Raw genomic sequence first — 19,786 nt, 5'->3', positions numbered from 1 at the left:
CTGATATAATATATATTATTCTGGGGGAATATCTCTTTTCCTCAGAGCAAACTGCTTATTGATATCAGGAGGAGCTATACATGGTCAAGGAGTCTATGGATTTTCTCATCGCGCAGGACCCTGAAGTGGGTCAGGCCATCCGGGCGGAGTATGACCGCCAGCAGCAGAACATCGAGCTGATCGCCTCGGAGAACATCGTCAGCGCCGCTGTTCTGGCGGCGGCCGGCACCGTTCTTACCAACAAGTATGCCGAAGGCTATCCCGGCAAGCGGTATTACGGCGGCTGTCAGTGCGTGGACGTGGTGGAAAATATCGCCATCGAGCGGGCCAAGGAGCTGTTCGGCGCCAAGTTTGCCAATGTTCAGCCTCACTCCGGCGCCCAGGCCAATTACGCTGTCTACCAGGCCCTGTGCCAGCTGGGCGACACGGTCATGGGTATGAGCCTGGATAACGGCGGACACCTGACTCACGGCTCTCCTGTCAACTTCTCCGGCAAGAACTATCACATGGTGGCCTATGGCGTGGACAGCAAGGGATATATCGACTATGACCAGGTCCGGGACCTAGCTAAAAAACACCAGCCCAAGATGATCCTGGCTGGTGCCTCCGCCTATCCCCGCACCATCGACTTCAAGACCTTTGCGGATATCGCCCACGAGGTAGGGGCCTATCTTTTTGTGGATATGGCCCACATTGCCGGACTGGTCGCCGCCGGGCTCCATCCGTCCCCCATCCCCTATGCGGACGTGGTGTCCACTACCACCCATAAAACTCTCCGCGGCCCCCGTGGCGGTATGCTGCTGACCAACGACCCGGACATCGCCAAAAAGCTGAACTCCGCTATCTTCCCCGGCTCCCAGGGCGGCCCGCTGGAGCACATTATCGCCGCCAAAGCCGTGGCGCTTGGCGAAGCTCTGAAGCCCGAGTTCAAGGAATACCAGGGTCAGATCATCAAAAACGCCCAAGTTCTGTCCAAGACTATCATGGCCGGCGGCCTGGATCTGGTGTCTGGCGGCACGGACAACCACCTGATGCTGGTGGACCTACGCCCCGCCCATCTGACCGGCAAGGAGATGGAGCACCGGCTGGACGAGATCTGTGTCACGGTCAATAAGAACGCCATCCCCAACGACCCAGAAAAGCCCTTTGTCACCTCCGGCATCCGAGTGGGTACTCCCGCCGTTACCGCCCGCGGTTTTAAAGAGGAGCAGATGGAGATCGTGGGCAAACTGATCTGTGCCGCCGCCCAGGAGGATTTTGCCGCCAAGGTGGATCGTTTGAAGGAGGAGGCCCTGGCCCTCACCGCCCGTTTCCCCCTGTATCAGGACTGACTTCTTTCCTTAAATCATAGTCACCGGCAGTGCCGGTGGCTATGATTTTTGAAATTTTCTCTTGCATTTTTTCTTCCCCTGGCATATAATACTCCATGGACAACTGAATCCAATGTCTTCAGGGCGGGGTGAAACTCCCCACTGGCGGTAAAGTCCGCGACCGAATGTGGCAGCACATTCGCTGACCCGGTGGAACTCCGGGACCAACGGTCACAGTCCGGATGGAAGAAGATGTGTGTTGAACAATGACACGTGTGTTTTTGCGCGTGTTCGCGCACCTCCTTGATTGTTTTAACACCTGGAAGGCATTTTGGCTTTTCAGGGGTACCAAAACAATAAAGGAGTGTTTTTTATGTCTAATCGAGAGCAGACCCGGAAATTGGTGGTATTGGCCCTATTGGCCGGAGTATCGGTGGTGCTGGTATACTTTATCCGTATTCCGCTGATCCCTCTAGTCCCCTTTTTAGAGTACGATCCTGCTGATATCCCCATTTTCATCGGTGCCCTGGCCTATGGTCCTTTAGCTGGCGTCCTGCTCACTGTGGTTGTCAGTGTGGTCCAAGGGCTTACCGTAAGTGCCGCTACCGGCGGGCTGTTTTATGGCATTATCATGCATATTATCGCTACCTCTACCATGGTGATGGTGGTTTGTTCTGTTTACCGTATTCGGCATACTAAATCTGGCGCGGTTCTTGGGTTGTTCTTAGCTACGCTGGCACGGGGATTAGTTATGCTGCCCGCCAATCACTTTATTACCCCCCTCTTCATGGGCCAGCCTGTGGAGGTAGTTGATTCCCTGCTCCTCCCTGGGATTCTTCCCTTTAACCTGCTGGTAGGTACCATCAATTCCACCGTTACCTTCCTAGTCTACAAGACCGTTTCCCGCCACGTCATCCACGGCGAAGGTTGGAGCAAAAAATCCGCCCCGGCCGAGAGCGAAGCCTGACCTCCCCTGCTTACGCTCCACTGAAGCGGTCTGACCAGCCGCTTTCCTTCTAGAATTACATTTGCAACATTCAAAAAGCGGGGCAGAATTATCTGCCCCGCTTTTTTTCGCGCTTTTTTTGCTGCCGGAGAAGGAATTTCCGCCGGTCCTCCTCCTGACGCTCCAGATGCTTCTTTTCCCTTCGGGCCAGCCCTCGATCCTCCCGCTGAAGCGCGAGAGCCGCCTGGGCCTTGGTCCCTATCCCTCTGATCTGGGTAGACTTTCTCGCTTCCCGCTGAAGGCGCTTTTGTTTCTGCTCCAGGGTAGGGCGCTCCTCTTCCGACAGCTTACTGAACACCAGCCTGTGCCACTCCTTCAACACCCATTGATAGATCTGAGTGTCAGTGGGCTGGGCGCCAAAGGTGATTTTGGCCGCCTGATAGCCCTCCTCCCCCCATCGCTGGGCAATACCCACCCAAAAAGGGGACTGGAACAGCACTATAAAACTGCTCATACTTGGAACCATATTCAGTTTCCTCCCTAACATGACACGTCAGAGAAGGGACGACCCGGGAGGGAAGGCTACTTACGGGAGCGCGGACCCGCGGACGGACTACCAACCGCCTTGTGTTTTTATCTCTGCCCCTGCATTCTAATACAGAGCTGTCTCTCTGTCAATCCAGCAGGCCAGCCAGAAGCGCCAGGGCAGGAGCCAGCCGTGCGGGCGCTGTTCCCGGATAATTGACTACCAGAGTGTGGAGGGGGGCCGCCCCCGGCCGCTGCTGGTAGTCCGTGAGAAAGGAGAGCCTTACTCCGCGCGCCTCCATCTCCCTCGACAACCAACTGTCCTCCCTTTCCGTCTCCAGCTCCAGCAAAAAATGGAGTCCGGCCTCCTCTCCAAGCACACGGCAGCGGCCGGACAGAGGACTTTGGCCGATGGCTGCCAGCACCTCGTCCCGGCGATTTCGGTAAAAGACACGCATCCGGTTCACATGGGACTCAAAATAGCCCTCCTCCAGAAAGCTTGCCAGGGTATACTGCTCCATCGCCGGAACTGTACAGGAGTAGAAGCCTAGCCGACGTGGATATTCCTCCATCAGAGAGGGCGGCAGCACCATATAGCTGACACGCAGCGAGGGGGCCAGTGACCTGGAAAAGGTATTCATATAGATGACCCGTCCTGCAGCGTCTATGCTCTTCATCGCTGGTATAGGGCGCCCTGTAAAGCGAAACTCACTGTCGTAGTCGTCCTCGATGATATATCCCCTTTGCTCCTCCGCCCATCGCAGAAGCGCCTGCCGGCGCAGGATGGGGGTCACTGTCCCTGTGGGGAACTGGTGGTTGGGCGATATATGGAGGATCTGCACCCCCCTCTCCTCTACCTCCTGGGGGCGCACCCCCCGGCTGTCCATCGGAAGGGGGATGCATCCCGCCCCGTTCAGGCCGTATATTCTGGCCGCCTTAGAGTAGCCAGGGTCCTCTACCCCGTACAGCAGGTCCCGGCCCAAAAGCTGTACGATCAAATTATACAGGTACTCCGTCCCCGCCCCCACCACAATCTGCTCCGGTGCGGCGGAAATGCCCCGGAACTGGTAGAGATGTCGGGCGATTGCCTGCCGCAGAGGATAGACACCGTTGTGGGGAGTCGCCTGAAGCAGCTCGGCTCCCCGCTCCGTAAGTATTCTTCGCATCAGCCGGGCCCAGACAGAAAAAGGGAAGCCCTCTGTCCCGCTTCCGGTCCCCCGCAGGTCCAGCCGCCACTCCCGCTGTTCCCTGTTCTTTTCCCTGGCCTCTGCCGGATTCTCCCTAACTGGTCCTGTCTCCACCGGGTTGACAAAATACCCCCGCTTTTCCCTGGCGTTCAGGTACCCCTCCGCCTCCAACTGGGCATAGGCGTTCTCCACCGTTACCACTGCGGTATTCAAATGGGTGGCCAGGGTCCGCTTGGAGGGCAGCTTCTCCCCCGCTTTCAAGCGGCCGGACAGGATGTCCTCCTTGATGCAGCGATACAGATAGTCGTACCTGGCCAGGCTCCCTCGCTTTTCCAAATCATATGTCAGCATAAACAGCCCTCCAATCTGATCCTATAAAAAAGTTATAGTTTGGTCCTTTTAATCATATCAGATATGATTAAAATACAACTCAGTAGAAAAAGCAAGCAAAAATTTCCCCACCACTTTCAAAGGAGCGATCATCATGTCAGATACCAAGATCCGTAAGCTGGTATTAGCCGCCCTCTTTGCCGCCCTGTGTACCATCATGACCCTGGTCATCCAGGTTCCCTCCCCCATGCAGGGCTATGTCAACCTGGGAGACTGTGCCGTTCTTCTCTCCGCCTGGGTTCTGGGCCCACTCTACGGCGGGGCCGCCGCCGGCGTAGGTTCCATGCTGGCGGACCTTCTCTCCGGCTACGCTCACTATGCTCCTGGAACCTTCGCTATCAAGCTGGCGATGGCCGTAGTGGCCGCCCTGCTGTTTCAGGCTCTCCAACGGCGCCGCACTCCAAATGTACTCCTCTCCCAGGCTGTGAGCGGCTTTGCGGCTGAGATCATCATGGTAGCCGGCTATTTCGGCTACGCCTGCCTGTGGCTGGGCAAGGGTCTGGCCGCCGCGGCCTCCGTGCCGGGGAATATCATTCAGGGGCTCTTTGGGCTGGCCGCCGCGGCCGCAGTCTACGCCGTACTCAGCCGTGGCCACGCCCTAACTCATATAACCCACTGATTCCGACAAGGTCCCACCGCCGAAATCTTGCCCGCTAATCGAAAGAAGCTGGAGGAAAGGCACAGCCTTTCCTCCAGCTTTTCTCCTCTCTCCGCCGGGTATTCCGCGTCATATTCTAAGAAGCAGGACGGCGATACGAAAGTATACCATCAGGGATATCCCATCCGCGATGGTGGTGATCAAGGGGCTGGCCATCACAGCAGGGTCCAGATGGGCACGGCTGGCCAGAATAGGCAGGAAACAGCCCAGCAGCTTTGATACAATCACCGTCACTACCAAAGTCAGGCTGACCACTATGGCCACTATCAGATCCAGGTGGTCCAAAACAGTCAGTCGCAGCAGATTGACAGCGGCCAGGGTAATCCCACACAGCACTCCGACCTGTATCTCCTTCCAGGCCACCTTCCACCAGTCCCCATACCCTATCTCCCCCAGGGAGAGCCCCCGGATGATGGTGACGGAGGACTGGCTGCCGCAGTTCCCTCCCGTATCCATCAGCATGGGGATAAAGGCAGTAAGTACCACCTGGGCGGCCAGGGCAGTCTCATAATGGGTAATAATGGCCCCGGTAAAGGCCGCCGATACCATCAGCAACAGGAGCCACAGCACACGCTTTTTGTAGATCTCCCACACGCTGGTTTTTAGATAGGGCCGCTCGGAAGGAAGGATGGCGGCCATCCGCTCCATATCCTCAGTGGCCTCGTCCCGCAGTACCTCCATGGCATCCTCCGCGGTGACTGTCCCAACAAGCTTTCCCTCGTCATCCACCACAGGCAGTTCCACGCAGTCCGCCGCCTCCATCAGACGCACAGCCTCCTCCTGGTCATACTCCGGAGTAAGGACAGCCCTAGGGGCGGACATGGCCTGATCCAAACGGGCGCAGTCGGGCGCCGCCACCAGTTCGTAGAGGGTAAGAGCACCCAACAGGCGCCCCTCCTCATCCACCACATAGCAGCTACTCATAAAATCCTGGGGCACACCCACCTGGCGCAGGCGGGCCAGTGCCTCCCGGGCACGCATCCGCGGAGAGAGCTCCAGGGGCTGACGGGACATGATAGCCCCCACAGTCCCAGGGATGGCAGGGATCATATTGATGTTCTTCATAACAGCTTCCTCCTTGTCGTCGAGTTCGGTTTTTTACCGTTTCGTGACAGGAGGTCCGGCAAACTCAGCCGGCTGTCTCGGCGCCCATCCCAGGACGCCGCGTACCATATTGAGTTTGTCCGCCGGGACCTCGACTGCCGCTGTCCATGAGATGTTCACCTCTCTTTGCTTCAAAATCGCTCCGGATAGAAAAGAGCACGCAAGCCGCGGCGGCGGCAAGCGTGCTCTGCACATACCCTATCATGCCACCGTCCAAGCTTTAGCGTCGCGGGGCGGTGAAGTCGCGTTAAATCCTGCCTTCTGTTCGACAGGACCTGTTCAAACCAACGAAGGATGTCTCCATCCCTTTGCGGCAGCGACCCATATCCCCACGGTAGCCTTACCTACCGGATTACGGGGCTATTATATCCTCTTTCTGGCGGGCTGTCAACCCCTGGTTAAGCGGCTTGGCCGTCACTGCACCACCACGTTCTCCGCCCCCAGCCGTTCCGTCAGGTCAGCCACCAGGGCTGGATGGATTTGGCAGTAGGAGCCCACACGCTTTTTGCAGTCCTCAAAATAAAGCACCACCCGGCTCTCTCCGGGGAAAAAAGAGAGGGCCAGCCGGACCTTACGCAGGCGAGGGTCCTCTCTGGCGGGCAGGCGGAGGTAGAGCGTCTTTTCCTCCTCCCCTGTCATCTCCCCATTTAGGTCTCCCAGGGGGCGGATCTCATCCACCATGAGCTGTGGCTCCTTCTCGTCCCGGACAGAGATCCGGCCCGTAGCCAGGATCGCCGAGTTTTCCCTGATATGGCTGCCACTATTCTCCAGCACTTTGGCAAAGCACAAAAGCTCCATCGAGGCAGTATCATCCTCCAGGTTGACATAAGCCATCAAGGTGTTATTCCGGGTGGTTCTGGTACGGTAAGTGGAAATAATACCGGCCACTGATACCCTCTGGTTGTCCCGGTACTCCTTAGGTCCATCCTCCCGCTGAAAGTCCAGCAGGATAGAGCCGATGCTCACCGCCCCCTTCCGCCTGGCCATCTCCCGGTACTGATCCATGGGATGCCCGGACAGATACAGCCCGGTGATTTCCTTCTCCATGGTCATCAGCTCCTGAGCGCTGTACTCCGCCAGCTCCGGCAGGACCAGTGCGGGAAGGGGGGCGCTCTCCTCCACTCCGCCGAGCCCAAAGAGATCCAGCTGCCCCTCCACGTTCCGCTTCCGAGCCGCGGCAATCCCGTCCAGCACTTGGCCGTATACCTGCATCAGTTGGGACCTACGGTAGCCCATGCGGTCAAAGGCTCCGGATTTGATGAGACTCTCCACCACTCTCCGGTTTAGATCCTGGTCAAACATCCGGTCGCAGAAGTCCATAAAGTCTGTAAAGGGTCCACCCTTTTCACGTTCTGACAACATGGCGTTTACAACGTTTCGTCCTACCCCCTTCAGGGCCACCAGGCCAAAGCGGATTCCTCCCTCTACCACAGTGAAATCGGCCTGGGACTCGTTCACATCAGGGGGAAGCAGAGGGATATCCATATCCCGGCACTCTGAGATATACTCCGCCACCTTCTCGGTGGAATCCAGCACCGAGGTGAGCAGAGCGGCCATGTACTCCTTGGGGTGGTGGCACTTGAACCAGGCGGTCTGATAGGCCACCACGGCGTAACACACAGCGTGGGCCTTGTTGAAGGCGTAGTTGGCAAAATCGTTGATTTCATCGTAGATAGACTCGGCAATAGCGGCGGGTACTCCGTTGTGCTCACAGCCGACAATATTCCGCTCCGGGTCCCCGTGGATAAAGGCAGCCCGCTCCCGCTGAATATCCTTCATTTTCTTTTTAGACATGGCGCGGCGCACCATGTCGGCCTGTCCCAGGGAGTAGCCTGCCAGCTGTTGGAAGATCTGAATGACCTGCTCCTGGTAAACGATACATCCATAGGTATTGGACAGGATGGGCTCCAGGGCCGGGTGCTTATAGGTAATCTTGTCCGGATTGTTTTTGCTGGCAATAAAGCGTGGAATGGAATCCATGGGGCCAGGGCGGTAGAGGGCGATGATGGCGGTGATATCCTCGATATTCTGTGGCTTGAGGCCGAGGCACACCCCGGTCATTCCCGCAGACTCCATTTGGAACACACCGGAGGTCTTCCCCTCTGACAGCATAGACATGGTAGCCGGGTCGTTCAAGGGGATGCTTTCTAGTGTAAAGTTCTTTTCCTTGCTTCGGACCATTTTGACCGCGTCATCCAGAATCGTCAGGTTACGCAGTCCCAGGAAGTCCATTTTCAGCAGTCCCAGCTCCTCCAGAGTGGTCATCACATACTGGGTAACAGGCAGGCCGTCGTTGGTCGCTAGGGGCACATAGTCGCAGACCGGCTGGCTGGTGATAACCACACCCGCAGCATGGGTGGAAGTATTCCGCGGCATCCCTTCGATGGCCATGGCGGTATCGATGAGCTTTTTGATGCTCTCATCCCCGTCATACAGCTCTCTCAGCTGTTTAGACAGCTTCAAAGACTCCTCCAGCGTGATGTGCAGCGCTCCAGGACCACTGGGGATAAGCTTGGCCACCGCATCCACATCTCCGTAAGGCATTCCAAGAACCCGCCCCACGTCCCGGACAGATCCCCTGGCCGCCATGGTACCAAAGGTGACGATCTGGGCCACATGGTCGGCACCATATTTTTTGTTTACATAATCAATGACCTCTTGCCGGCGGCGGATACAGAAGTCAATATCAATATCGGGCATGGATACCCGCTCTGGGTTGAGAAATCGCTCAAAATACAGGGAGTACTGCATGGGGTCCAGGTCTGTGATATTCAGGCAGTAAGACACCATGGAGCCGGCAGCCGACCCGCGCCCCGGTCCCACAGGGATGTGGTTTCCCTTGGCAAACGCGATAAAGTCGGACACAATAAGGAAATAATCCACAAAGCCCATCTTACGGATCATATCCATCTCGTATCGCAGCTGCTTCCGATATTCCTCAGGCTGGTCCGGATAGCGGCGTGCAAAGCCATCCATACACAGCTTTTCAAAGTACGCCTCCCCGTCTGTCCAGCCCTCTGGGAGCTGAAAGTGGGGCAGGTGATATTTTCCAAACTCAAATTCCACATCACACAGTTTGGCAATTTTGGCAGTGTTCTCCAGCGCCTCAGGATAGTTGGGGAACAGTGCGGCCATCTCATCCTCTGACTTGACATAGAACTGGTCGGTTTCAAACTTCATACGATTGGGGTCGTCCACAGTCTTGCCCATTTGAATGCACATCAGAACGTCCTGTGTCTCCGCATCCTCCTGGCGGAGATAGTGGGCGTCGTTGGTGGCGATAAGGGGGATGCCTGTTTCCTCATGGATGCGGACCAGCGCGGCATTCACCTGCTTCTGGGCCGCAATGCCGTGGTCCTGGAGCTCCAGGTAGTAGCCGTCCTCTCCAAACAGCTCCCGCATCTCCAGTGCCACCGCCTTAGCCTGCTCATACTCCCCCGCCAGCAGCAGCTTGGGCAGTTCTCCGCCCAGGCAGGCGGAGCAGGCGATCAGGCCGCCAGCGTGCTCCCGCAGTAAGTCCATGTCGATGCGGGGCTTAATGTAAAATCCCTCTAGATAGGCCTGAGACACCATATAGGACAGGTTTCGATAGCCCTCCTCGTTCCGGCAGAGGAGCACCAGGTGGCGGGAATCCGCGTCAAACTCATGGACCTTTTGGAAGCGGGTGCGGCCCCGTGGCGCCACATAGACCTCGCAGCCGATGATGGGTTTGATCCCCTCGGCCTTGCAGGCCCGGTAAAAATCAATGACTCCATACATACAGCCGTGGTCAGTGATGGCCACCGCATCCTGCCCCAGCTCCTTGACCCGCTCCACCAGCTTTTTGATCCGGCAGGCTCCGTCCAGTAAGGAAAACTCCGTATGCAGATGTAAATGGACAAAGGACATAGCCTTTTCTCCTCCCTGGGACAAACTGCCCCACCACTTCTTCATTTCTCGCTCTAAAATTTGATTTCTAGAGTGCGGTTCACTCCGCCGCCTGCTTTAGCCTCTCCCCCGTGAGGCGGTAAGTAGTCCACTCATCCATGGGAGTGGCGCACATCTTTTGGATATAAAAGTTAATAGAAGGGGTGTTCCAGTCCAGGCAGGCCCATTCCAGCCGCCCGCACCCACGTTCCACCGTGATACGGGCAAGTCTCTTTAGCAGGGCCTCCCCGTAGCCCTTTCCACGCTCCTCAGGCAAAACGAACAGGTCCTCTAGATAGATGCCCGCCCGGCCCAAAAAGGTGGAGAAGTTGTGGAAGAACAGAGCAAAGCCCACCTCTCTCCCACCGGCCGCAGCGAAGATGACCTCCGCCTTCTGTTTCTCAAAAATCCATTCCCGCAGCAGCTCCGGTGTGGCCACCACCTGGTCGGACATATGCTCATAATCCGCCAGAGCCCGGATAAAGGACAGGATCAACTCCTCATCCCCTGGGACCGCGGTCCGAAATGTACAAACTGTCATCGTATCTCTCCTTGTCATAGGCGCGCTTTTGATTGGCTAGGGCCTGTCCCTCTTACCGCTTTTTTCTTAACTGCTTTTTGCTTCTCTCCGCTTCCCCTGTCCATGGGTCCTATATTTCCATATTGAACCAGAGAACAGCGGGGCAGCTCAAAATCTGTCAGCTTGTGCTTTGGGACTCCCAGGGAATGCGATCCGGCTAACCATTTTGCGCCTTCCCTGCATACGCCCGTTCATCTATCCTTCCTCTCTCCCCAACTCTACCAGCTTCCGCAGGCGGTGGTTCAGTGCTGACTTGGTGATCGGTGGATCACACCGCTCCGCCAGCTGGGACAGGGTGTCCTCTGGATGGGCTAGTCGAAGGGCGGCGGTCTCCTTCAGCTTGTCCGGCAGAAGGGCCAGCCGGCCCCGCTCCTCCAGGCGCCGTATGGCCTCCAACTGGACCATGGCCGCCTCCACCGCCTTATCCAGATTGGCGGCATCACAGTTTACCCTTCGGTTCACGCTGCCCCGGATGTCCTTCTCCAGCTTGGCGTTCATCACTTCCATAGCGGACACAGGGGCACCGATGGAGGTAAGAAAATCCTCGATCCGGTCACTCTGCTTAAAGTAAATGACAGAATTTCCCTTCCGCTGGGCCGCTTTGGGCTCCAGCTCCATTTCCCGCATCAAGGCCTCCAGCTCCCGGCTGACGCTCTGGTGCGTGGTAGCCAGCTCCAGGTGGTAGCCCTTTCTGGGGTCGGTCACCGATCCGCCCGCCAGAAAGGCTCCCCGCAGAAAGGAGGTCCGGCAGCAGCTCTCCTCCAGTACAGCAAAATTCAAATGGAGGGCCAGCGCGCCCAAGTCGCTGCCGAAGGTCTGATGGACAGCCGCCAGCTTATCCCGGTCCATGATGGAGAAGATATACTTCCCCTCCCCGTCTGGCAGGCGGTCAAAGGTGATACGAAACGCCTTTTTCAGCAGTGGAGGCAGCCGCTTGGCAAAGGCTTCGCTCTCTGTCATCACCCGGATCTCCCGGGCACTGAAGGTATTGCAGTAGAGCAGCACACCGTAGGCCTCCGCCTGGGCACAACACCGCCGGTTGAGTGGGATCCGGCATAGCTCAGCCTTTACATCTCCGGAAAAGGACATGGTCATTCCTCCAATATGTAGCGCCTCTCTCCCCGGAAGATGCGCACCGCCCGCTGACGGTAGATCTCCAGCAGGGCGGCCGCCAGCTTATCCGGGTCATGGCGGGCAAAATCGCCCTTGTCGGAGGCCAGAGGCCGCTCCTCCAGCTCCAGCCCCATCGCGGCGACGCGCTCCCGGTCCACCGTTAGAGGCGCCGCGTCCTCCACCCGGTATTTCTCCACTAGCCCAGGATGAACTGGCGCACTGTTGGCCAGACACAGGTCCAGCAGCCCCGGCTCCCCGTGGACCAACAGGGCTTCCAGGTGGTCAGCGGCGGTATACCCCTCTGTCTCTCCATCCTGAGTCATGATGTTGCACACATAGATCTTTGGCGCGTCCGACTGGGCGATGGCTTTGGCCACCCCGTCCACCAGCAGATTGGGGATCACACTGGTATACAGGCTCCCCGGCCCCAGCAGGATCAGATCCGCGTCACGGATGGCCTCCAGAGCGGCGGGCAGAGGGGCGGGCCGCTCTGGGATCAGCGCCACCCGAGAGATCCGGCAGTCCTGCTCTTTTTTAAAATGGTATATCTTGGACTCTCCCACCACACGGGCCCCGTTTTCAAAGATGGCCTCCAGCTGCACGTCCGCGCTGGTAACCGGGATGACTCGGCCCGTGATCGCCAGCACCTGGCTCATCTGGCTGACCGCCTCCTCAAAGGAGCCGGTCACCCCATTCAGGGCCGCCAGAATCAGGTTGCCAAAGGACTGTCCGGAGAGGGAGCCCTCAGTAAAGCGGTAGGTCAGCAGCTTCTCCATGATGGGCTCCGTGTTGGCCAGGGCCTCCATACAGTGGCGGATATCACCCGGGGGCGGCATTCCAATATCCCGGCGAAGCATTCCAGAGCCTCCCCCGTCATCCGCCACAGTGACGATGGCGGTCAGATTCTTGGTATATTTTTTTAAGCCGCGCAGCATGGTGGAAAGGCCCGTACCGCCGCCCACAGCGACGATCTTGGGCCCCCGCTCCCACTGCTGGAGGCTGGGCAACGTATCGCTCATAACCGCTCCTTTCCCTGAAAGGACAGACCTGCTCCGTGTCCCGTATCCAGGCCACGGCCCCTGCCATCAGTTTCTTCCCAAGTCCCGGTGGCTCTCCGCCACAGGCCAGCCCTGTCCTCTGATCCGCTCGGCTAGAGCATGGGCGATGGCCACGGACCGGTGGTGCCCGCCGGTGCAGCCCACGGCGATGACTAGAGCCGTCTTGCCCTCCTCCTCATACCGGGGAAGGAGCCAGCCCACCAGGGCCCACAGCCGCTCCAAAAACTCCTCTGCCTGGCCGCCGTGAAACACATAGTCCCGCACCCCCTGGTCCAGTCCGGTAAGGGGACGCAGGTCAGCTACATAGTAGGGGTTGGGCAGGAAGCGGACATCCAGGACCAGATCGGCCTCCATAGGCACCCCGTGCTTGAATCCGAAGGAGGACACCCGAATGTCCATCCGCCCCTCTGTGGAACTGCCCTTAGCAAAAATGCGGCGCAGCTCTCCCTTCAGCTTGGCGGGGGACAGATTAGTGGTGTCGATTATATATTCCGCCCGCCGGCGCAGGGGCTCCAGCATCTGCCGCTCCAGAGAGATGGCCTGCTCCAGACTGTCGCACTCCTCGGCCAGAGGGTGGCTGCGGCGGCTCTCCTTATACCGCTTGATAATAGTTTCGTCCGAGGCATCCATAAAGAGGATCCGGTAAGCGCACTTCATGGCCTTCAGGTCAGTTAGGGCCTGGAACAGGCTATCAAAGTTAGTGCCGCCCCGGATGTCGGTGACCAGAACCACCCGGTCATACTCCCCGGAGCCAGCCATACCGAGTTCTGCGAACTTGGGGATCAGGGGGGCGGGCAGATTATCCACACAGAAGAAATCCATATCCTCCATAAAAGAGGCGGCTTTGCTCTTTCCCGCTCCGGACAGGCCGGAGATGATAACAAATTCCATCCAATCACACCTCACCGCCGCCTCTCCGCCAAGGACCAGGCGGCTTTTCTCTTTCTATAAGGTCCAACAGGCGGCATGGGACCTTCCACCGGGTAGAGCGGCAGGCCCCTAGGGCAAGCACCTGGACACCTCTATTCCTAGAGCATAAGCCAGCGGCTTGTCGCCAGGACCCTCCCGTCACCGGAGGACTTTCACTTCCATCTCCAGTGCTACGCCAGTTTCCGCCAGGACACGGGCCTTCACCCGCTCTACCAGCTCCAGCACATCCGCGCAGGTGGCGCCTCCCCGATTTACGACGAAACCGGCGTGCTTCTCCGACACCTGAGCGCCTCCCACACACACACCCTTCAACCCACACTGATCGATGAGGGCGGCAGCAAAGTGGCCTGTTGGGCGCTTGAACATAGAGCCGGCGCTGGGGTATTCCAGAGGCTGCTTCTCGCTGCGTCGCCGGGCCAGTTCCTCGATTTTCGCCCGGATCTCCTCCGCTTCCCCTTGGGGCAGAGAGAACTCCGCCTTCAGGATAAGCCAGTCGGGGTGCCGAGCAAAGATGCTGCTGCGGTAGCCAAACTCACACCCGGCGGCGGGGATGGTATGCTCGTTCCCCTCCCCATCCAGATAGGTGACGGCAGTGACCACCTGGGACAGCTCACCTCCATAGGCCCCGGCATTCATCATTACACCGCCCCCCAGGGACCCCGGTATGCCGTGGGCGAACTCCAGCCCGGCCAATCCCCGGCCCAAGGCCGCCCAGGCCAGACGGGCCAGTGAGATCCCACTCTCCGCCCACAGGCGGCGGTTCACCTCCTGGGTCTGATCTAAGCCGCACAGCTTCACCACAAATCCTCGGTAGCCCTCATCCGGCACCAGCAGGTTGGAGCCGTTGCCCAAAAAGAAGGGACGGATTTCCAGCTCCCCGGCCGCCCTCACCGCCGCCTTTGCCTCCCCTACTGTTCTGGGCAGGGCCATCAGGGCCGCCGGGCCGCCAATCCGAAAGGTGGTATGCCGAGACATAGGTTCCTCCGTCCTCAGCTCCAGCTCAGGGCAGCGATCTCTTAAATTACGCAACAACTGTTCCAATCGATCCATATTGCCTCCTGGCATCCTCAGGATAAAATCATGTACCGAATTATTATAACAAATTTTTTCTCCAAATAGAATAGGCAGAATCAGAAATATATCCTCTCCGGGCTCCCTCCTCTGTTCGGTCAGTACCCCTTTCACGGGTCCCACTCCGTAATGCCGCAAAAAATGGGCCCCTCCCTGTGTGGGGAGGGGCCGGTTTTACGGTTCCTGCTTTTCAGACTGCTCCGTTTTCCACTTCTTATACTTTCTCAGACCTGCCCATCCGCCAATGGCCGCGGCAGCAATCAAGATGACTAGGACCACCAGGTTGTAGGACATCCACACCAGCAGCTCCTGAGCGCTCCGGACAAAGCCCTCGCAGCTGGCCTTGAAGCCGGCGGTCATCCGCTGGCCGAGGGTAGAGCTCTCCCCCACCTCCTGGACCACCTTTCCTACCTCTTGCAGATAGATGGTAAAGGTAGAGTAGCTGATCAACGCATCGTAGCGGTTCAGGGTGGAGGACAACTGCTCGATCTGATACTCCACATCACCCAGGGCATTCTCCAGAGAGATGATATCCTCCATGGTGTCCGCCTGCTCCAGCAGGGCAAGCAGGCGCTCCTGCTTGGTCCGCTGCGTCTTCAACCGGGTCTCAGCGTCATAGTACCGCTCCCCCACGTCCTCGCTGCTCTCGCTGCTCTCCGTGATATAGCCCAGTGTCCCGGCGCTATTGAAAAAGTCGCTGTACCGCTCTGCCGGCACTCGGACGACGTACTCCCCCCAGCGGCTGGCACTGGCATCCCGGTAGCTCCCTCCGCGCACAGCGGCGGTTTCAAAATATCCCCCGCACTCCGACACCAGACGGTCCAGGGCCTGGACCGTCTGGTCGAACTGCTCCGTCTGGATGCTGAACTCCGCCCGGCGGACCAGTTTGGCTCCTGCGTTCTGATAGACGGAGCTATCCGTGCCCTGTTCGTCCGCGCTGGGCTCCATAGGAGCGGCCTCCCCGCCAAAGCCTATGTCCCAGCCGGAAGATATGTCCGCGCTGGAAGCCGTGTTTCCCGCAGCGACCCCAGAGTCCTTGCCATTGTTTCCGCTGCCACAGCCTGCCAGCAGCAAAAACAGCAGAGTCAGCCCCGCGGCCAGTGTCTTTTTTCCTCTCATAACAGATCCCCCTTTTTCATTTCGTCTCGACTCTTTCGCGCGTCACTTCCCACCAAGGTGGAAGCCTTCCGCGGCCTCTAATTCTCTAGACGAAATCTGTGGGATCTGGTTCGGATTTTTTTATTAAAATTTTATATCATGTCGCACAGCAGAGCGGCCCCTACCACTCCGGCGTCGTTGCCCAGTGCGGCCCGCTCCAGCCGGGTGGGCATGGATTTGTCATAGGAGCCCTTCTTTACCAGCTCCCGCAGGGGAGTCAGCAGCAGATCGTCGTCCGCGTTGCTGATGCCACCGCCCAGACAGATGATCTGGGGCTGTAAGATATTGACCAGATCGATTAGACCTATGGACAGCCCCTGGCGGTAATTCTCCAGCACCCGAAGGGCGGTTCCGTCCCCCTGTCTGGCCCCCTGGAAGGCGGTCCGCCCCTGGACCTTGGAGAGATCGCCGCCGCATAGCTCCCACAGAACACTGTGCCGGTCCTGCTCCATCGCCTGGCGGGTCATCCGAATGAGGGCGGTGGCCGAGCCATACTGCTCCCAGCAGCCGTGATTGCCGCAGCCGCAGGGGGCACCGCCGGGCTGGATAATCATGTGGCCCGCCTCCATGCCCGAATTGGCATACCCGGTAAACAGCCTGCCTCCCGCCACCATACCGCTGCCGATTCCTGTGCCCAGGGTGACCACCACTGCCGGGTCACAGCCTTTCGCGGCGCCGGCCCAGTACTCACCGATGGCCGCACAGTTGGCGTCGTTGCCCAAAAAGAACGGCACATCCCACTCCTGCTGGAACAACTGACGCACCGGCGTATCCCGGAAGGGCATATTGGCGGTCTGGACCACCACGCCGGTCCTGTTGTCCACCAGGCCCGGAAAGCCGGCTCCCACAGCTTGGATCTGATCCAGGGCCACCCCCTCCTCCCGGCATACCTCTACGGCCAGCCGGACCAGCTGGCGACACAGCCCCGCGCCATCTAGGGACTTGTCCACCGGCACCCCGGCTTTCCTCAGGATACTGCCCTCCCGGTCCACCAGACCGGCGACCAGGTTGGTCCCTCCTACATCGATACCCACATAGTACATGGTCACAGATCTCCCTCTTCCATCAGCTTTTCGAAGTGCCGGTCCATCCGGTTGGTCAGCTCCAGAGCGGCATTGTGGCCCATCTTGCGGTTGCGGTTGTTCATGGCCGCTACCTCGACAATACTGGCCAGGTTCCGGCCGGGCTTCACCGGGATAGTGGCCTCCGGCACCTTGACCCCCAAAATATCCGTCTGCACGGTATCCAGCCCCAGCCGGTCGTAGACCGCATGGTCGTCCCAGGGCTCCAGGTCGATGACCAGATCGATCTGCTGCTTGTCCTTGATAGCTCCCATACCGAATAGCCGGCGCACGTCGATGACTCCGATGCCCCGCAGCTCCATGTAGTGCCGGATCAGTTCGGGAGCAGTTGCCTCCACAGTGCCGTGGTTCGTCAGGCGGATCTCCACCGCGTCGTCCGCCACCAGGCGGTGGCCGCGCTTGATCAGCTCGATAGCTACCTCGCTCTTACCCACGCCCGACTCCCCCTGGAACAGAACACCCTCTCCATATACCTCCATCATAACTCCGGACCGAGTGATTTTGGGGGCCAGGCGGTCACATAGGCTGCCGATCAGGTTGCTCATGAAGGCGGAGGTCTGTGCCTTGGTGCGCAGCACCGTGCGGTCGTACTTTTCCGCCATCTCCATACACTCAGGGAAGGGCTCCATCCCACGAGTGACGATCAGGCCGGGGACCGGGTAAGACAGCAACGCCTCAAAGCGTTCTCTCCGCTTCTCCGGCTCCAGTGTCTCCAAATAGGTGTACTCCGTCAGACCGATGAGCAGCAGCCGCGCGGTATCAAAATGCTCAAAAAATCCAGTCAGCGGCAGACCGGGACGGTTCACGTCCACCGTCCGGAGCGGGACGTTCTCATAGTTTGTTCCTTTGTTCAGCACCTCCAGACCAAATTCCTGGATAATATCTCCCAGCCGGACACTGCTTATTCCTTCCGCCATTGGGACACGCTCCTTTCACTGCGTTATCAATGGGGCTAACCCCCCTTGATCTTCCTTATTTTTCAGTATAGACGAAAAGCGACTGGGACGCAAGCGCACCGCACCTCTTTCTAAAATTTTTTCGTGGCCAGTTTTTGAAAAAAGTGCTTGCATTCTGCCGGAATATCTGTTATGATATCAGTCGAAGCTTTTTGGAAAGCGATTCTCATAGCGAGGAGGTAAGCAACATGGCCAAATGCGAATTCTGCGACAAGGGCGTCACCTTCGGCATCCAGGTCTCCCACTCCCATCGTCGTTCCAACCGCACCTGGAAGCCCAACGTGAAGCGCGTGAAGGCGATCGTGAAGGGCACTCCCACTCACGTTTACGTCTGCACCAGATGCCTCCGTTCCGGTAAGGTCACCCGCGCTGTGTAATGGAATATGGCAAATAGAAAGTCAGCCGCCCATACGGGCGGCTGACTTTTTTAGTCCTCTATCCATCTGTGTGCTCTCCCTGGCCGTTTATCACGATATCCCAGACATAGTTTAGATAGGCCCATCCCGGCCGGTCGGTCCGAGTATAGTAATCGATCATATACACGGTTCCATCCTCCTCCAGCAGATCAGACAAAATCGGAACGGTTTCCATCTCCCAAATCTCCTCCCCGATCTGAACTACCACATGTGTCTGATCAGTTACCTCCAGGACCTGTGCCACGCCCGTATGGGCGGTATATCCGGACATCCAAACAAAGTAGGCGATCTGTGCCCCTGCCAGCAGCGCCAGGGTCAGCGCCAGAGCCCAATACCGCCGCCAGCGTTTTTGCCGTACTATACGCCATAGCACCGCGATCAGCCATATCCAGGTGGCCGCCACAGTAATCAGGATCACCAGGTTAAATATCTCATGAAGGCCGTAGGACACATATCGGTAATTCCCCTGACCCGCCATTCCCTCCTGCCAGAGGTACACCATCCAGATCATAACGATGGCAAAAATGCCGACTAACGCCCGCACCACATGAAAGCCCACCGTCCTTGCTGTCCGCTCCAGCACCTTGGCGCCGTCCTCCGGCGGGGCAGCGGAGGGGGAGCCGGGGATAATTTCCTCCTCCCCTCTTAGCTTGTCCAGCAATTCCCGGCAGCTCTGACAGTCTGTCAGGTGCTCCTCCACCAGTTTGGCGCTGTCCTGACTGCATATCCCGTCCACATACAGGGGCAGCAGGTCACGGATGATATCACAGTTGTTTTTCATTTTTCTCCCTCCTCTATCATGGCTCTTAATTTTTCCCTGGCCCGGTGATAGGTCACACGGGCCCAGCTCTCACTCTTCCCGTATTGAGCAGAAAGCTCCTCATAGGGGCGCTCCTCCAGGGCCTTAGCTACAAAGACAGAACGGTATGGCTCCTCCAGGCGCTCTACCAGATCCAGCCATTCCCAGAGAGAGCTATCCCACGCTCCGCGCTCCTGACACACCGGAAACGGCTCCCGCCGCCTCCGCGTCTCATGGGTCAGCCAGGTATTTTTTGCGATCTGGCACAGCCAGACAGACAGCCTGCACTCCCCTTTGAAGCGGTGGATATGAAGCAGAGCCTTAACAAAGGTATCCTGAGTTAGGTCCTCCGCCTCTTGTGGAGGGCATCCACGGCTGACAAGAAAGCGATATACCAGCCTTGCGTTTTCCCGATAGACCAATTCAAACTCCCGGTAATCTTCCCAGCTCAACCGTTTCTCCCTCCCCCTTCTGTTTTAACTATAAGACTATCGACGAGGCCCTTTTGTTACAAAGAAACACTGCACCGCATCAGAAAAGGCCGCCCATGGGCGGCCTTTGAAGTGTTTTTTCCGACGTACACACCGCCGAAAAAAA

18 protein-coding genes and 2 riboswitches are annotated in these 19,786 nt (G+C 58.1%); of the genes, 4 read left to right on the top strand and 14 right to left on the bottom strand.

Features of this window, described 5'->3' with window-relative positions; translation table 11 throughout:
- Positions 1-80 precede the first annotated feature (80 nt).
- Both glyA and MCG44_RS06655 read left to right on the top strand, forming a co-directional pair.
- Positions 81-1,331, top strand: a complete 1,251-nt coding sequence (gene glyA, locus MCG44_RS06660; RefSeq protein ID WP_279287530.1) for a serine hydroxymethyltransferase — start codon at positions 81-83, stop codon at positions 1,329-1,331.
- Positions 1,332-1,441: 110 nt separating this feature from the next.
- A riboswitch (FMN riboswitch) is annotated at positions 1,442-1,568 on the top strand.
- Between the two features lie 115 nt (positions 1,569-1,683).
- Positions 1,684-2,277 (top strand): ECF transporter S component, encoded by a 594-nt coding sequence (locus MCG44_RS06655; protein WP_147572188.1) that lies wholly within the window; start codon positions 1,684-1,686, stop codon positions 2,275-2,277.
- Between the two features lie 88 nt (positions 2,278-2,365).
- Here MCG44_RS06655 and MCG44_RS06650 read toward each other — a convergent pair whose 3' ends face one another.
- Together MCG44_RS06650 and MCG44_RS06645 are read right to left on the bottom strand one after the other, a co-directional pair.
- A complete protein-coding gene (locus MCG44_RS06650) occupies positions 2,366-2,770 on the bottom strand; it encodes a YjdF family protein (protein ID WP_240287386.1) in 405 nt (134 codons plus the stop codon).
- 160 nt (positions 2,771-2,930) lie between these two features.
- Positions 2,931-4,319, bottom strand: coding sequence for a PLP-dependent aminotransferase family protein (locus MCG44_RS06645; protein WP_147572186.1), 1,389 nt, complete (start codon positions 4,317-4,319; stop codon positions 2,931-2,933).
- Positions 4,320-4,452: 133 nt separating this feature from the next.
- Between MCG44_RS06645 and MCG44_RS06640 the strand changes: the two genes are divergently transcribed.
- Positions 4,453-4,977 (top strand): ECF transporter S component, encoded by a 525-nt coding sequence (locus MCG44_RS06640; RefSeq protein WP_147572185.1) that lies wholly within the window; start codon positions 4,453-4,455, stop codon positions 4,975-4,977.
- 108 nt (positions 4,978-5,085) lie between these two features.
- Here the strand turns inward: MCG44_RS06640 and mgtE are convergent, their stop codons facing one another.
- The 10 genes from mgtE to hprK form a co-directional block, all read right to left on the bottom strand.
- Positions 5,086-6,081 (bottom strand): magnesium transporter, encoded by a 996-nt coding sequence (gene mgtE / locus MCG44_RS06635; RefSeq protein WP_147572184.1) that lies wholly within the window; start codon positions 6,079-6,081, stop codon positions 5,086-5,088.
- A 236-nt stretch (positions 6,082-6,317) separates the two neighbouring features.
- Positions 6,318-6,479, bottom strand: a riboswitch (M-box (ykoK) riboswitch).
- A gap of 55 nt (positions 6,480-6,534) precedes the next feature.
- Positions 6,535-10,008, bottom strand: a complete 3,474-nt coding sequence (locus MCG44_RS06630) for a DNA polymerase III subunit alpha (RefSeq protein WP_240287384.1) — start codon at positions 10,006-10,008, stop codon at positions 6,535-6,537.
- Positions 10,009-10,087: 79 nt separating this feature from the next.
- A complete protein-coding gene (locus MCG44_RS06625; protein ID WP_186852106.1) occupies positions 10,088-10,567 on the bottom strand; it encodes a GNAT family N-acetyltransferase in 480 nt (159 codons plus the stop codon).
- Positions 10,568-10,801: 234 nt separating this feature from the next.
- Positions 10,802-11,695, bottom strand: coding sequence for a DNA-binding protein WhiA (gene whiA / locus MCG44_RS06620; RefSeq protein WP_240287382.1), 894 nt, complete (start codon positions 11,693-11,695; stop codon positions 10,802-10,804).
- Between the two features lie 2 nt (positions 11,696-11,697).
- On the bottom strand, positions 11,698-12,738 hold the full coding sequence (locus tag MCG44_RS06615; RefSeq protein ID WP_186852104.1) for a gluconeogenesis factor YvcK family protein: 1,041 nt from the start codon (positions 12,736-12,738) through the stop codon (positions 11,698-11,700).
- Positions 12,739-12,804: 66 nt separating this feature from the next.
- Positions 12,805-13,668, bottom strand: a complete 864-nt coding sequence (rapZ, locus tag MCG44_RS06610) for an RNase adapter RapZ (RefSeq protein ID WP_147572179.1) — start codon at positions 13,666-13,668, stop codon at positions 12,805-12,807.
- A 177-nt stretch (positions 13,669-13,845) separates the two neighbouring features.
- Positions 13,846-14,757, bottom strand: a complete 912-nt coding sequence (gene murB, locus MCG44_RS06605; protein ID WP_147572178.1) for a UDP-N-acetylmuramate dehydrogenase — start codon at positions 14,755-14,757, stop codon at positions 13,846-13,848.
- Positions 14,758-14,952: 195 nt separating this feature from the next.
- Positions 14,953-15,897 carry a DUF4349 domain-containing protein gene (locus MCG44_RS06600; protein ID WP_240287380.1) on the bottom strand — a complete coding sequence of 315 codons (945 nt, stop codon included), beginning with the start codon at positions 15,895-15,897 and terminating at the stop codon, positions 14,953-14,955.
- A 131-nt stretch (positions 15,898-16,028) separates the two neighbouring features.
- Entirely contained in the window at positions 16,029-16,979 is a 951-nt protein-coding gene (locus MCG44_RS06595) for an ROK family protein (RefSeq protein ID WP_240288888.1), read from the bottom strand.
- A 2-nt stretch (positions 16,980-16,981) separates the two neighbouring features.
- Complete coding sequence (gene hprK / locus MCG44_RS06590; protein WP_147572176.1) at positions 16,982-17,935, bottom strand: HPr(Ser) kinase/phosphatase; 954 nt, start codon at positions 17,933-17,935, stop codon at positions 16,982-16,984.
- Between the two features lie 227 nt (positions 17,936-18,162).
- On the opposite strand from hprK, the gene rpmB reads away from it, so the two are divergent.
- Positions 18,163-18,351 (top strand): 50S ribosomal protein L28, encoded by a 189-nt coding sequence (rpmB, locus tag MCG44_RS06585; RefSeq protein ID WP_087288054.1) that lies wholly within the window; start codon positions 18,163-18,165, stop codon positions 18,349-18,351.
- A gap of 58 nt (positions 18,352-18,409) precedes the next feature.
- Here rpmB and MCG44_RS06580 read toward each other — a convergent pair whose 3' ends face one another.
- The gene (locus MCG44_RS06580) at positions 18,410-19,171 is read right to left on the bottom strand and encodes a zf-HC2 domain-containing protein (RefSeq protein ID WP_240287378.1); all 762 of its coding nucleotides are present in this window, start codon (positions 19,169-19,171) and stop codon (positions 18,410-18,412) included.
- Positions 19,168-19,641, bottom strand: a complete 474-nt coding sequence (locus MCG44_RS06575) for an RNA polymerase sigma factor (protein WP_186852102.1) — start codon at positions 19,639-19,641, stop codon at positions 19,168-19,170. Before MCG44_RS06575 ends, MCG44_RS06580 begins: the two co-directional genes overlap by 4 nt.
- Positions 19,642-19,786: the final 145 nt, after the last annotated feature.

The sequence above is a fragment of the Lawsonibacter sp. OA9 genome (assembly GCF_022440585.1).
The sequence above is the reverse complement of the archived record's forward strand: the minus strand, read 5'-3'. Positions and strand labels throughout refer to the sequence as shown.

Coding starts and splice junctions, on each gene's coding strand:
- rapZ (WP_147572179.1), bottom strand. CDS start 13,668: ATGGAATTTGTTATCATCTCCGGCCTGTCCGGAGCGGGAAAGAGCAAA.
- MCG44_RS06655 (WP_147572188.1), top strand. CDS start 1,684: ATGTCTAATCGAGAGCAGACCCGGAAATTGGTGGTATTGGCCCTATTG.
- glyA (WP_279287530.1), top strand. CDS start 81: ATGGTCAAGGAGTCTATGGATTTTCTCATCGCGCAGGACCCTGAAGTG.
- MCG44_RS06650 (WP_240287386.1), bottom strand. CDS start 2,770: ATGAGCAGTTTTATAGTGCTGTTCCAGTCCCCTTTTTGGGTGGGTATT.
- MCG44_RS06630 (WP_240287384.1), bottom strand. CDS start 10,008: ATGTCCTTTGTCCATTTACATCTGCATACGGAGTTTTCCTTACTGGAC.
- MCG44_RS06640 (WP_147572185.1), top strand. CDS start 4,453: ATGTCAGATACCAAGATCCGTAAGCTGGTATTAGCCGCCCTCTTTGCC.
- mgtE (WP_147572184.1), bottom strand. CDS start 6,081: ATGAAGAACATCAATATGATCCCTGCCATCCCTGGGACTGTGGGGGCT.
- whiA (WP_240287382.1), bottom strand. CDS start 11,695: ATGTCCTTTTCCGGAGATGTAAAGGCTGAGCTATGCCGGATCCCACTC.
- rpmB (WP_087288054.1), top strand. CDS start 18,163: ATGGCCAAATGCGAATTCTGCGACAAGGGCGTCACCTTCGGCATCCAG.
- MCG44_RS06580 (WP_240287378.1), bottom strand. CDS start 19,171: ATGAAAAACAACTGTGATATCATCCGTGACCTGCTGCCCCTGTATGTG.
- MCG44_RS06615 (WP_186852104.1), bottom strand. CDS start 12,738: ATGAGCGATACGTTGCCCAGCCTCCAGCAGTGGGAGCGGGGGCCCAAG.
- MCG44_RS06645 (WP_147572186.1), bottom strand. CDS start 4,319: ATGCTGACATATGATTTGGAAAAGCGAGGGAGCCTGGCCAGGTACGAC.
- MCG44_RS06625 (WP_186852106.1), bottom strand. CDS start 10,567: ATGACAGTTTGTACATTTCGGACCGCGGTCCCAGGGGATGAGGAGTTG.
- MCG44_RS06600 (WP_240287380.1), bottom strand. CDS start 15,897: ATGAGAGGAAAAAAGACACTGGCCGCGGGGCTGACTCTGCTGTTTTTG.
- MCG44_RS06595 (WP_240288888.1), bottom strand. CDS start 16,979: ATGTACTATGTGGGTATCGATGTAGGAGGGACCAACCTGGTCGCCGGT.
- hprK (WP_147572176.1), bottom strand. CDS start 17,935: ATGGCGGAAGGAATAAGCAGTGTCCGGCTGGGAGATATTATCCAGGAA.
- murB (WP_147572178.1), bottom strand. CDS start 14,757: ATGGATCGATTGGAACAGTTGTTGCGTAATTTAAGAGATCGCTGCCCT.